The 13,681-nt window shown below is 35.9% G+C and carries 7 protein-coding genes; 1 reads left to right on the forward strand and 6 read right to left on the reverse strand.

Annotation, left to right across the window (positions count from 1 at the left end; all coding sequences use genetic code 11):
* Both ACTTG8_RS00300 and ACTTG8_RS00305 read right to left on the reverse strand, forming a co-directional pair.
* Positions 1 to 2,706, reverse strand: coding sequence for a cadherin-like beta sandwich domain-containing protein (locus tag ACTTG8_RS00300; protein ID WP_442560153.1), 2,706 nt, complete (start codon positions 2,704 to 2,706; stop codon positions 1 to 3).
* Between the two features lie 159 nt (positions 2,707 to 2,865).
* Complete coding sequence (locus ACTTG8_RS00305) at positions 2,866 to 3,975, reverse strand: anaerobic sulfatase maturase (RefSeq protein ID WP_442560154.1); 1,110 nt, start codon at positions 3,973 to 3,975, stop codon at positions 2,866 to 2,868.
* Between the two features lie 206 nt (positions 3,976 to 4,181).
* On the opposite strand from ACTTG8_RS00305, the gene ACTTG8_RS00310 reads away from it, so the two are divergent.
* Positions 4,182 to 5,606 carry a sulfatase-like hydrolase/transferase gene (locus ACTTG8_RS00310; RefSeq protein ID WP_442560155.1) on the forward strand — a complete coding sequence of 475 codons (1,425 nt, stop codon included), beginning with the start codon at positions 4,182 to 4,184 and terminating at the stop codon, positions 5,604 to 5,606.
* Between the two features lie 115 nt (positions 5,607 to 5,721).
* Here ACTTG8_RS00310 and ACTTG8_RS00315 read toward each other — a convergent pair whose 3' ends face one another.
* From ACTTG8_RS00315 to ACTTG8_RS00330, 4 genes are all read right to left on the reverse strand, one after another.
* On the reverse strand, positions 5,722 to 11,001 hold the full coding sequence (locus ACTTG8_RS00315; RefSeq protein WP_442560156.1) for a polysaccharide lyase family 8 super-sandwich domain-containing protein: 5,280 nt from the start codon (positions 10,999 to 11,001) through the stop codon (positions 5,722 to 5,724).
* Between the two features lie 181 nt (positions 11,002 to 11,182).
* Complete coding sequence (locus ACTTG8_RS00320; protein ID WP_442560157.1) at positions 11,183 to 11,986, reverse strand: gluconate 5-dehydrogenase; 804 nt, start codon at positions 11,984 to 11,986, stop codon at positions 11,183 to 11,185.
* A gap of 9 nt (positions 11,987 to 11,995) precedes the next feature.
* Positions 11,996 to 12,838 (reverse strand): 5-dehydro-4-deoxy-D-glucuronate isomerase, encoded by an 843-nt coding sequence (gene kduI / locus ACTTG8_RS00325; protein ID WP_442560158.1) that lies wholly within the window; start codon positions 12,836 to 12,838, stop codon positions 11,996 to 11,998.
* Positions 12,839 to 12,871: 33 nt separating this feature from the next.
* Complete coding sequence (locus ACTTG8_RS00330) at positions 12,872 to 13,660, reverse strand: carbohydrate-binding protein (protein ID WP_442560159.1); 789 nt, start codon at positions 13,658 to 13,660, stop codon at positions 12,872 to 12,874.
* Positions 13,661 to 13,681: the final 21 nt, after the last annotated feature.

Consider the following 13,681-nt stretch of genomic DNA (forward strand, 5'->3'; position numbering starts at 1 on the left):
TCATCCCTCCTTTGCCACCTTTATTTTATAAATCCTTATGTCTCCATTTTCTGCAATCACTTCTACCTGAATTTCAGTTAGTCCACTTGGAGCTAAGCGAATCTGACCCAAACCTCTTACCACAGCTTGTTTATTTGCAGTCTTTCCTGTAAGCTCTATAACTTCGACATTTTTACTTACAACTATACTATAGCCTTCTGTTACAGCTGGCTTAAAGGTAGGGGTAATAGAATAACCTGTGGCTTTAAGTGATGAAAGCCAGTTATTAGGGCTTAGTATATCTTCGGGTCTTGCACTTATTTCAATCGGCATATTTTCAAAAACCGGTATTGAAAATACTAAAGGTTCATCCATAAGTTCAGTATATGCTTTTTTTGTAATCAGCGACTCTGAACTGGGTGAAAATATAGCCGCCATATACTGGTGTGAAAATGTATTCTTATCTGTAAAATTAAACTTCTCAAGATAAGGCGTATTTTGCCCTCTCAATATATAATTATTGACTATATAAGCTGCTCCACCTAATATTGCATTATACCTATTATTCCAAGGAATCTTTATAAATTCATTGAAACTTTTATTTCCGATTACAGCCTTTGACAAACTTCCATTAGCAGCAAATTTAAGTCCGCTTGCAACTGCTCCTCCGGGTGCTGTATTATTATAAGCTCCTATGTTGTAAAAATTATAATATCCCTCATGTCCTGCCACTGTTCCTGTAACACTTGATGAAAACTTTCCTCCACCTGCTACTTCTTGTTTCACCCTACTTGCTAAGTGGTAAGGACTTACTCCGGAATAAATACCTGCAAGCAAAAAAGTCTCTGCATAACTTATAGTATTTTTTGTCCCGTCTGATGCAATATAATCAAAAAATGTATCCTTCATAGGCGATCCTGAGAGAATCGCCTCTATCCCTTTCTCCGTCTGATGTTCAGGCTTAAAAGAAAGCAGTTCAAACTGATAAATATAATCTTCATTCAAGAAATTTCTTGGATCCATGTAGTATCTTACCGCCTTATTAGATGCCGTAACCCAACTACTTCCATCATAAGCTATAAAAGCATCATTCACCCAATCATAGGCCTTTTCTTCCATTGACTTCCAAGCATAATTCTTAGAATTATGTAAAAGGTTAAGTCCCACAACGCTTTCTTTCTCTACTGCATACTCCCAGTCAAGCCCCAAATGCCTTGCCTCAAAATGCCAGTAAGGATGTGCCTTATGCAATTCTCTTAAATACGGCTTATAATCCTCCGGAAATCCCTGCTCAGCAAGGTTTTCCTCAAATTTTTTATCACTAAGTTTCTTCTTATTACTAGAGCCTGTAGAATCATCTACAGGCTCCCCACTTAATTTAATAAATTTTTCCGGTATGAATCCAGCACCAATTACTTGTTTTCCGGTACTGTCTTTTACTATATAAGTTATCAAATACCATTTTTCGTTACCCACTGTATATTGTTTTCTAGCTATTACCTCTTGGTTCATAGACAGCTTATAAGAAATACCGGTGTCAATCTCTTTAAGAATTTCTGACTTATAATCCCTCTCATTATATATTTCTACCTTATCAGAGGTTATATAAGCTTTCTGGGCTACAAACTGACCACTATTATTTATATTATTATTTATATTATTATTTCCAATTACTCCTGAACCATTTCCGTCATCCTCATCTTCGGCCTCTTCTTCATCTTCGGACGAATCATCATCTTCATTCTGCTCTGCATCATCTGTTTCTTGCTCTGAATCATCCTTCTCTACCTCATCTTCTACTGCACCAATAAGTTTTACAGTATCGGCAACCAAGTACCCTGTCAATTCCTTTCCTCCAAGGCTGAAACTAACTTTAAAATATTTTATTTTATCTAAAGTTATTTCATGGAAGATACTCACGATTGTATCCTTTTTTAATACTACTGCCTTTCCCTTCCTATCTTTTAACGCCTTACCATTAGAACTGGCCTTCACCTTTATAGCAGCACCTTTTTTAACTGTTACCTTGGCATAAGCGTTCTTTTTCTTATCAACTACAAGCTTTACATATTCTCCTAGTACATAGCCTTTTACCGATTTTTTATTAATCTTGGTATTGATTTTATACCATCTTGCTTTTTTACTGTCATTTTTCTCTCCAATTATATTGACAGCCTGTCCATCTGGCAATACAACTCCTTTATTATCAAGCTTGTACTGAGCTTTATCTGTACCTGCATCTGTCCTAAGGCGAAGACCTTTTATCTTCACTTCCGCCTTATAACTATATTTAGAAACTTCTTTTAACTTCACATCAGAATGTATATTATCTGCTGAATTATTTTCTTCTTTTTTTTCTGTCTTATTCTTTACAGAATTAATCTTTACAAAATCACTTAAAACAAAACCTGTTACCTTTTTCCCATTGAATTTGAATGTGACTTTATACCACTTCTCTCCATTGGCAGCTTTTTTCTCACCTTTAACTTCTGCCTTTTCATTTAAAAGAAGATAAACCTTAGTTCCATTTGAAATAAGCTGAGGAAAATTAGTTCCTGCATCTGTCCTTATCCTCAACTTTTCAGCAGTGCATACTGCTATCTTTTTTTCAGCTGCATAAACTGTTTCTATTTTATTAATATCTACCACCTTACTTGGAAGGCTACTACAAAAAACTCCCAGCATAAATGCTGCCATTACACCTTTAGCTAAAATTTGTTTTAACATATTATCTCCAAATCTGTATCTATACTATACCTTACACACTACCCTAAAAAGGTGGCAAAAAAAAGTCAATATTTTTACAAATTCTTTGCCAAAATTCTTTAAAATTTCTTGTTCTAATGTCTTGAATGAAATCATTATTTCTTCTATAAGCAGCATAGGTCATACTTTTTTTGCTATTTCCATAATCCTGTCATAACAGTTATCAAAAAATACCTTATATGCCTCACAGAAATAATTTTCATACAACCCTGTATCAGGGGTTAAATCACGACAACGCTGGCAACCCCCACGACACAGCCTATAATAGGAACAATCCTTACACTTTAAACCTAAATTAAGAGAACGCTCTATAAATCTTATTTCTCTTCTCTTCTCATCTATCTTATCAAGCTGGTTTTCATTAAAATTTCCTAGATGATATTCGTCTAACACATAAAAATCACAAGGGTATACACTACCGTCTGCCTCTACCACATACTGAATACCACAGACTCCTCTTTGGTCACAGGATTCTGCCATAGCTCCTGCTCCAAGATTTATGTAATTCACAAACTGGCGTATATAAGGCTCTTTTCCTCTCTTATAATCTTTATACCAAAGATTAAATAAATCAGTAAGAAACTGTCCATAAAGTTTTGGAGTCAATGAATAAACTTCTTTTCCACGCTTTTCATCAAGAGGATCAAGACAAGCAATATACTGCTGATAGTTCCATCCATTACTTTTATAAAACTGATATATTTCAGAAATATTCTTAGCCACTTTTTCAGTAACAACTGTCAAGATATTGTAATCAACCTTATAATCATCCATAAGTTTTGAGGACTTAAGTATTCTTTGAAATGTACCTTGCCCTGTTTTTGTATGGCGCAGCGAATTATGTATTTCTTCCGTTCCATCCACAGATAATCCTACTAAAAAATTATTCTCTTTTAGGAAAACACACCACTCATCTGTTAGTGCGAAACCATTTGTCTGAAGTGCATTATAAACTTGAATATTATTTTTATTATACTGCCTTTGGTAGGCAATAACTTTTTTAAAAAAATCCAATCCACATAGGGTAGGTTCACCCCCTTGAAATGCATAACTTGCCATACCATCTGCCCTAAGCAAGGTCTTTCGTATTGTATTTTTTAGAGTCTTTTCATCCATAAATCCATAAGAGCACTGCAAACGCTTAGATGATTCATCACAGTAAAAACAGTAATCACAGGCCATATTGCACTGACTAGATGCAGGTTTAATTAACACACTTATTGGAGGCATAAGAGATCACCTTTCATATATCTTTTATTTATCTATAAATATTATAGATGTTATTCTATACAATAACAAGTCCAACAGAGAGATAAACAATAAATCCTACCGCATCCTTGACTTTTCCAGTGATGTTGACAACATAAATCACCTATTATATGATAGTGTATACATATTATTTATGGTATGTTTTGGGAAATACAGGAGAATTAATTATGAATACTAAAAATCCAAATATTGTTTTTATTTTGTCCGATGATCAGGGATTTTGGTCGATGGGTTGTGCAGGAAATGATGAAATAATAACTCCAAACATAGATCGTTTGGCAAAAGAAGGAATGATGTTTAACAACTTTTTCTGTGCATCACCTGTCTGCTCACCTGCAAGAGCCTCTCTACTAACGGGTAGAATCCCTTCGCAGCATGGTATACATGATTGGCTTAGAGATGATAATAAAGAACAGGAAGAAATTGAATACCTAAAAGGCATGAAGACATATACAGAAGTTTTAGCCGATAATGGATATGTATGTGGCTTGTCCGGAAAATGGCATATGGGGAACAGTGCAAAACCTCAGAAATGCTTTTCTCACTGGTTTGCTCATAAGTCCGGAGGCGGCCCTTACTATAATGCTCCACTTATTAAAAACGGTAAACTTTACAATGAACCTAGATATGTAACAGATGTAATAACAGATGATGCTATAGAGTTTATAGAAGAATATGCTGGTAAACAGCCCTTTTATTTAACAATCGGCTATACAGCACCTCATTCTCCATGGTTAAATAATCACCCGAAAGAATATACGGATTTATATAAAGACTGTCCTTTTCATTCCATTCCAAAAGAAAAAGAACATCCTGACAGTATTTATTTAACAAAAGAAGTCGCAAAAGATATCCGTTCCAATCTAATAGGCTATTTTTCCGCCGTTACCGCAATGGACAGCAATATCGGAAGAATTATGGAAAGGATTGAAAGCTTGGGTATCAGAGAAAATACCCTTATCATATTTACAAGTGACAACGGATTTAGTTGTGGACATCATGGTTTTTGGGGAAAGGGTAATGGGACTTTTCCTATCAATATGTACGACAGTTCTGTTAAAGTACCTTTTATTGTTTCACATCCTGGTATTATTCCAGAGAATAAAGTATGTGACTCACTTGTTTCAGCTTACGATTTTATGCCTACTTTATTAAACTATATTGGAATTAAAGATTATGAAGATGAAACCCTACCCGGAAGAAGTTTTGCAAAAGCCTTAAAAGGACTTGATTATGAACAAGATGATAAAATCATAGTCCTTGATGAATATGGTCCAAACCGTATGATAAGAAACAAAGAATTTAAATATATCAAACGCTATCCTTATGGCCCTGATGAAATGTATGATTTGATTAACGATCCTGATGAAAAAAACAATCTGCTTTTACAAGATACTCACAGTGAAAAAGCCGCTGAATTAAGATATGAGCTTGCAACTTGGTTTCATAAGTATGTGAATCCTGAAATTGACGGTGCAAAAGAGGCCGTATATGGCTCCGGACAGATTAATCTTGCCGGACTTTGGGCAAAAGGTAAAGTATCACATAGTTGTGATGATTATATTAAAGAATCTAAAAATTATATTTCATAATTTGGACTTAGAAAATTTTTTCACTTATTTCATTTCAAAAAAATTTTAAATAGGGCTGTCACATTTTTGCGACAACCCTATTTTTTAATAAACCTTAAACAGTCTTAGATTTATTTTATTTTTTTACTCTTACTTTTGTCTTATAAACAGACGTTTTCCCTTTAATTTTTACAGTTACTTTAACAACCGTTTCTCCCTCAGCCTTTCCTTTTACCACACCGTTTTTAACGGTAACAACTTTTGTATTACCGCTCTTACAGCTAAATTTAGCACCCTCTGCAATATTGATAAAAACATTTTTCTTCTCACCAACTTTAAGTTTTAATTTGGAAACCACTGACATCTGTTCCATCAAGGATACTACAGATTTCTTTCCTAATTTTTTAGGTAACAGCACATAGTCGGAACAATGTGATATCTTAAATTCTATTCCTCCTTTTCCTAGAAATTTTCCTTTACTGTAGTAAGTTTCTTCAACTCTCTCTTTCTTATCATTGTAATAATATACATAGAGTTTTTGATTTTTAGTATAGTCAAATTTATCCGTATCATAAATTTTTATAGTTGCAGTTCCTGGAAGTTTTCCTACATGGGCGAAAGAAATTATTTCTCCTTTTTTCTCTTTTACTAAAGATTTAATCGGTTCGGAATCTTTTAGCGAAACAATATCCAATGCAAAATTGATTGTATCTGCCTTTGCCTCTTTTAAATCCTTTCCATTCATAGACCATGAATACAGATTCTTTTTCTCTTCATTTTGCACAGAAATATTGAAGTCTGCTCCTTTTTTAATAATCTCTTTTAATACTTCTTTTTCCATTCGGATATCCGTAATCTTTACTGTTCCTTTCTTTTCTAAATCTTGTGGAACAATAAAATTCAATTTCACTTTTTTAATCTCTTCCAATTTTTTCAACTCTTTAAGAGTGCTTTTAGTTGGAATGGAGAGTCCAAGATTAACTACAACCTTTTTCGTTTCTCCCTTTGTCGCTTGCTTAATAGCTGAATCAACAGTTTCTTTTCCTACCTCTACAGTAAGTCCCACTGTCTTTTTATCTTCTTTCTTTTTGCTGATAACACTCTCTGCCTGAACAAAAATTTCTGAAGTTATGCTTTGCTCTTTCTTTTCGTCAATCTTCTCTGTCACCGTTTTTTCAACATTCTCTTTTTCTTTAGCCTTTTTATCAGATGATTGTTTATTCTCCGATGTCGATTTTTCATGCTTTTTTGCATCAGGTACGAACGGTGAAGATGGAGCTTGTGGCGTTTTCGAACCACTTTCGTTCTCTTCTGTCGAAAGTTCTCTTAATTTTAAAATAGCTACGGAAGTATCTCCTTTTTTTCCCTTTGTGTTTACACTGAGGTGAATTTTTTGATTGGCATTGGATACCGTTACATTCGAGTCCACTCTTACCACACTTACATAGGTTTTATCAATTTCCACTTCAATACTTCCGGTGTTCTTCATAGTCGGATCGGATACTCCGATTTCTAAAGTGTTTCCTGTCTGTTTCATAATTACAGATGCTTTTTTATTACAAGTAATTCCGGCTGCACTCGCCTCCTTATCTTGCCAGAAATTTGCTCCGATAATGCTCTTGTTTTTATAACCTGCCGCCTGCACATCTGTCGTATTGGCCAAAATTTCTACAGTTGGATTCTTTGCATATGTTTCGGTTTCAGCCGCACTTTTTCTTGGCAATATAACATAGGAATACTCCTCATTCTGTGGATTATTACCATGATCAAACCATAATTCAAAATAGTTCTTCACAACATCAGTAGAAACTTTAAGATTAATATTTCCCCAGTTACCCCTACTTGCTACTTTTCTTGCTTTTAGCTTGTTTGTACCTTTTGGGAAATACCAACCGATGCTGTCTTCAGGAACAGTTCCTTCCATGTGAACCCACTTTGTATCATTTAAATCGGTTCCCACCATGGAACCTTCTCCGTTACCTAAGCCTTCTTTTTCTACAATCTCTGCTACTTTTACAGAAATCGGATTAAGAGTAAGCTCATTTCCGTCTTTTGTGATTTTATTCGATGCCGCATCATTTAACTTTCTATTTTCAACAGTCGTTTCGGTAATAAAATTACTTCCGCTATCACTAATTCCGCTACCTAAGCATACGATTTCATCACCGAACATAAAATATGATTTTAAGGCTTTTAGGTTCGGCTCATACGGTGTTTTAGAATCATTGTATCCGGAAAGCGACATTCCATTTACACCACAGTCTGATAACTCACTTCCTCCAACCCAATCTTCTTTAGAGGTATAATCTCCATCTTGATAAAAACCACTACTGTCTTTTACTCCGTTTCCTATATTTTTAGAAACGGTTGTTGTGCCGGCTAAACGGAACGGATTCACCGTATTCCAGTAATTATCAGTGTAATGTGTATTATCTTTTCCATAAAGATAAGTCATACCGTCACCCTGATGCCAACCGTATAAGTTCTCCCCATTCATAATTTCCGTATTAAGGATTCTCTCGGAATACATACTTAGACCAAAAAGCCAATCTTTTGTTCTGTGGATTGCCCTATCCATCAGAGGAAAATTTTTATGCATACTTGGAAGATCAGCAGAAATACCACTATTATTTAATATTTCCTGAGCTTTTTGTTTCACAAAAAGCTCGTTTAACTCTTTTAGAGTACTTATATACTCTACATCTGCTGATAACCAGCTCTTTAAGCAGTTTAGTAAGATTGCCTTCTTTTCTGCACCAACAGAATCTAAGGTTTTAATTACATAAGTCATTATCTGACGACCAACTGTTTTTCCTGTTACGTTTTCTCTTGCAACGGCTCTTCCACGTAACATCTCCAAAACTAAACCTTTATACATACTAATTCCATATGTATTTACAAAGATTGTTTCTAATATCTCTGTTTTATCAGCATTGAACTGCCAAGGAGAACCTCCTAAAATAGATGAAATATTAACTATACCCTCCAATACAACTACTCCATAAGAGCCGGCATAAGGAGTACGGGAGTGGTCAATATAAGAACCGTCTTTATAAAATCCGTTTTCAAATCCTTCTGCTGCCAATAAAGTACTATCCTTCACTGTTGCAAACTCAAGTACAGAAGATGAGGCTAAACTTGCAAGATACATAAATTCATTATCTTCAAGCAATAAACCTAGCCCCATTGCCGTTACAGAATTATCAACACGATTTGCCGCATACTGCATACGATATCCTAATACATGGGTAGAACCTGTACCGATTGCACCACCATGATAAGGATCAGGCTGAAAAAATCTTACTCCTTCAGTAAATTTTTCTTTCTGCTCTTTTGTTAATTTATCAGACAAAAGAATTAATGTTGGAATTATGTCTTTTGGCATACCAATTTCCCAAGTCCACCAGTTATCCGTCTGTGACTGTGGGCAATAACAATTAGTTGTAAGCCATTCCAAAATATTAATCATGTCCTTTAATAATTCCGGATTATTATATAAGGCACCATGCTCTGTGCGATATGCTTTTGCCATAAGAAGAACATTCTGAAATGCCGGTCTAAATTCTACAGCATCTCTTTTATATTCAATATTTGGATTTTCTTTAGGCGGTTTCTCTGTCCAAGGAATATCATTACACACATTTTGTCCTTTATAGACATAACGATTCCATATTTCCTCTGCCTGTGTATTGAGATTGTTTACGGTTTCCATAACGCTTGTATCATCTTTATCTAAATTTCGTCCTACCAATAAGGAAACCCATTTCCCTCTAAGCCTTTCATAATCTTCCTTGGTTACTGCCGGTAGCTTACTTTTATCCTCAAATAAGATATTGACTTTCCACTCTTTATTCTGTCCATTTTTATCCGTCACCTTAGCATAAACAACACCCTTCTCACGTGCTGTAATAAGTCCACCTCCGTCAATACCTTCAATGATTGCGATATGAGAAGTAGATGCGATTCCTTCCGAACGTCCGTTATCTTCCTCTCCCTGCTTTAATTCATCTTTCTTTTTATCACTTCCTACATTTTTAATCGGAGTTCCGTCCGCTCTTTTAAAATAAGTAGTCCACTCAAGTGGTACTTCAAAGCCTGCAGGAACCGGAAGTAATTCGGAATTTCCTCTTACAATGTCAATGCTTGTCGCATTTTCATCAACTGCCTTAGGAATAGTACTAATTGTAATCTTAGAGGTTTCCCCATTTTTTCCCGTTACATCAATTATTAATTTTATTTTTCCCTGAACGGAAAAATCCTCTGTAATATTAGAATCTTTAGAAATAACATCATACCCCTTTGAGTCAATTTCAAGTTCAATAGTTCCATCTTTCGTTCCTGTCGGATCTGAAACTGCAATTTCCAATAATCCGGCTTTTTTTCTCATCATAATTGAACTCTTTGCATTCACCTTAAAATTTGAAATGTCACCATGCTCTACACTACCACCGTTTTCTGCCCAAATATTTGCCGCTACTGTATCGGTTCGTTTATAAAAAGAGGCTTGTATCTCTTTCGTATTTGAAATTGTAATCGCTTTATTATCATCCATATATCCACGCACCAATTTTTGATTGCTGTTATCATCCACTTCTTTAAACATACTATACTCATAAGAGGCATCATTTTTTGTGCCATGGTTCAACCATAATTGAAGATAATTCTTTTTCACAATAGTATCACCACTTTCAACGAAACGGAAATTAAACTCTTTTTCATTTTCTTTAAAATAATAGCCGTTTCCTTTCTGTAAGCCCGCCGGCAAAATAAATGCCCAAAACTTATTGGATTTTAAATTTCCCCCATTCTTATCCACATCATTAAATGTGAAAATTTCATTATTCGGAAAAAACTTTCCCCATGCTTTTACAGGCTTTTTAGAAATTCTAAGCACTGCCTTATCTTTCGTTATGTCATCAAACTTATAATCTTCAATGATAGTATGTACTTCTCTCCCTGTATCAGACGAAACATTGTTGATACCTGCACCCAGACAAGCCAGCTGGTCTTCCATAGTAAAATAGGATTTCTGTGCTGTCACTTCTTCTGTCTGTTGCACCGCAGCAATAAAATTGCTCTCATCAAGCTTTGCTCCCTTCCATGCCGATGCAACACGTGGTCTTTCCGCCTTTACCACATCAACATCATTGTAAGCTAATACTGTTGTCCCTGGAATTTTATTTTTATCCAAGGTATTTTCATAGTTATTCTGATAATAGTCCGGTTTTTGTGCTAACTGCAGTATTGTCATACCGGTATCTTCTTTCACATGAAATCCCGGTGTATACTGTGTGACAGTTCCACCTCCTGTCGGAGATGCCTTTACCATCATTGGAACGTTAGACATTAATGCTTGCAAACACAAAACAAATACCATAAGCCGACTTACCGCTTTTGTTATTCCCCTAAGTTTCATAATGAATCCCCTTTGTTTTATACTAAACCTCAATTATTTACAAAATATAAAATAATCGGGCTGCCACATTAATAAATGAGACAGCCCCTAACACAGATGTTATTTATATCACTCCATAGGCATAGATAAGATAATACATACGGCTGCTACCTATGGTGTAAATACGCTATTATTATATTTATCAAGGCTGCTTTCCAATATATGCCAGTATTCCTCCATCTACATAAAGAATATGACCATTTACAAAATTAGATGCATCTGATGCCAAAAATACTGCAGGACCAGCCAAATCCTCAGGATCTCCCCAACGCGCTGCAGGAGTTTTAGCTATAATAAATGAATCAAACGGATGTCTTGAACCGTCAGCCTGCTTTTCTCTTAAAGGAGCAGTCTGAGGTGTCGCAATATAACCCGGCCCTATTCCGTTACACTGTATATTATGCTCACCGAACTCGGATGCAATATTCTTTGTAAGCATTTTAAGACCACCCTTTGCTGCAGCATACGCACTTACTGTCTCTCTTCCAAGCTCACTCATCATAGAACAGATATTTATAATCTTTCCATGTCCCTTTTTAATCATGCTAGGAATTACAGCCTTAGACATTATAAATGGTGCATTAAGGTCTACGTCTATTACCTCTCTAAACTCTGCTGCCTTCATCTCGCACATAGGTATACGCTTAATAATACCTGCATTATTTACAAGTATATCAACCACACCCACTTCATTTTCTATCTTCTTTATAAGCTCTTCTACAGCATCCTCATCAGTTACGTCACAAACATAACCATAAGCTTTAATGCCCTCTTCTTTGTAAGCTGCAATACCCTTTTCCACAAGTTCTTCATTTCTATCGTTAAACACGATAGTTGCACCTGCAGAAGCAAGTCCCTTTGCAATAGCAAAGCCTATGCCGTAGGAAGCACCTGTAACAAGGGCTACCTTTCCGGTCAAATCGTACTGTTTCATTATGTTTTCCATATCTTTCTCCTATCTCAAATCAGTTGTTGCTATATTGTCCATATCATCAAATGCCTGATTTTCTCCACCCATTGCCCATATAAAGGTGTAGTTTGAAGTTCCAGCACCTGAATGAATGCTCCATGAAGGTGAAATAACAGCCTGTTCATTCTGCATAACAATATGTCTTGTTTCTGTACCCTCTCCCATCATATGGAATACCACCTGATTTTCAGGCACTTCAAAATACATATATACTTCCATTCTACGTTCATGTGTATGTGCAGGCATGGTATTCCATACACTTCCTGGCTCCAATACAGTCATACCCATTGAAAGCTGGCAGGTCTTAAGTACATCCGGATGTATGAACTGATTTATAACTCTTTTATTAGAAGTTTCCATGCTTCCGAGAGGTTTTTTTGCTGCCTTTTCTATAGGTATAAAGGTAGTCTTGTATGAAGTGTGGGCAGGTGCACTTACCATATAAAATTTAGCAGGTGCATCAGGAGAGTTACTTTCAAATGTTACTTCCTTTGTGCCCTTTGTAATATAAAGACAGTCCTTATATCCCATTTCAAAAACTTCACCGTCAGCCTTTATCTTACCTGCACCGCCTATATTAAAAATACCGATTTCACGCCTTTCAAGGAAATAGTCGGTACCGAAGTTTGCCCAAACATCAATTCCCTTACTGATGGAAACTACTTCTTCTACAGGCATACAACCAAGTGTCACCATTCTGTCCACATGAGAATATACTGCTACTACTTCATCTTTCTTGTATAAATCCTCAATCAGAAATTCTCCTCTGATTTCCTCTGTAGTGTAACGTTTAAAATCCCTCTGATTTGCTGAATATCTTATATCCATTTTGTCCTCCTTCTATAAATAAAAATTACATTTCTATGCCTCAATTCCCCAAGCCTCAATCTGTGTAAGTGCAGGGAATGGAGATTCGCCCTCTGCCTTTATAAGCTTGTCAAGGACAAAGCTCTTAACCTTCTTTTCCTTTATCTTAAAGCACTGTGGTTTTTCTGATTTTTCAAGCTTTAGTACCTCTTTACTTCCATCATCAAAACTAACGGTTGCACTTACCCAGTAATTATCGTGAGGATAATCTGCTCTAAGTGTAAGCCTTAGTTCATTGATAAGCACCTCTCTTCCAAAATCTATGGTAAGAGCAGCATTAGGATCTCTGTTGATACCCCAGCTTTGATATGGGTATCTTCCATGTGAAGAATTGGCATACATTCCATCTACTGCATTTCTTGCTGCAAACACCGCCTCTCCTCTGGTTTCCACGTTCGCTGATGCATGAGGATAAAATGTAGCATTTTCATGCTGGTCATATACATTTAACACCAAATTTTTTACCTTGCTTATTTCCTCATCTGTGGCATAATGTGCCTCTATATAGTGCATTGCTCCTGTAAAACTTTTAGGAGAATAATTAGGTCTGTTGTTTGCAGGTGGAATAAAAAATTCCATACTTCTGCCCGGTACGTATATAAATGCCTCTCTCATACTGTCTTCAAAGCGTACCACGCAGTATCTGCCGGCTCTGTCCGTATCAAGTACTATCCTGTCTCCGTCAAGGTATTCACTGCAGTACACAAGCTCTGCCTTGTCATCTCCTTCAAAGCCACAGGCTATTTCTCTTTCTTCTTTACCTACGATTTTTAATTTAATCATCTTTCTACTCCTGTAGTAAAT

This window comes from Catonella sp. (genome assembly GCF_052173895.1).
GTDB lineage: Bacteria > Bacillota > Clostridia > Lachnospirales > Lachnospiraceae > Catonella.

Excerpts from the sequence above, each read along its gene's own strand:
- kduI (WP_442560158.1), bottom strand. The coding sequence starts at position 12,838 with ATGGATATAAGATATTCAGCAAATCAGAGGGATTTTAAACGTTACACT.
- ACTTG8_RS00310 (WP_442560155.1), top strand. The coding sequence starts at position 4,182 with ATGAATACTAAAAATCCAAATATTGTTTTTATTTTGTCCGATGATCAG.
- ACTTG8_RS00330 (WP_442560159.1), bottom strand. The coding sequence starts at position 13,660 with ATGATTAAATTAAAAATCGTAGGTAAAGAAGAAAGAGAAATAGCCTGT.
- ACTTG8_RS00320 (WP_442560157.1), bottom strand. The coding sequence starts at position 11,986 with ATGGAAAACATAATGAAACAGTACGATTTGACCGGAAAGGTAGCCCTT.
- ACTTG8_RS00305 (WP_442560154.1), bottom strand. The coding sequence starts at position 3,975 with ATGCCTCCAATAAGTGTGTTAATTAAACCTGCATCTAGTCAGTGCAAT.
- ACTTG8_RS00300 (WP_442560153.1), bottom strand. The coding sequence starts at position 2,706 with ATGTTAAAACAAATTTTAGCTAAAGGTGTAATGGCAGCATTTATGCTG.
- ACTTG8_RS00315 (WP_442560156.1), bottom strand. The coding sequence starts at position 11,001 with ATGAAACTTAGGGGAATAACAAAAGCGGTAAGTCGGCTTATGGTATTT.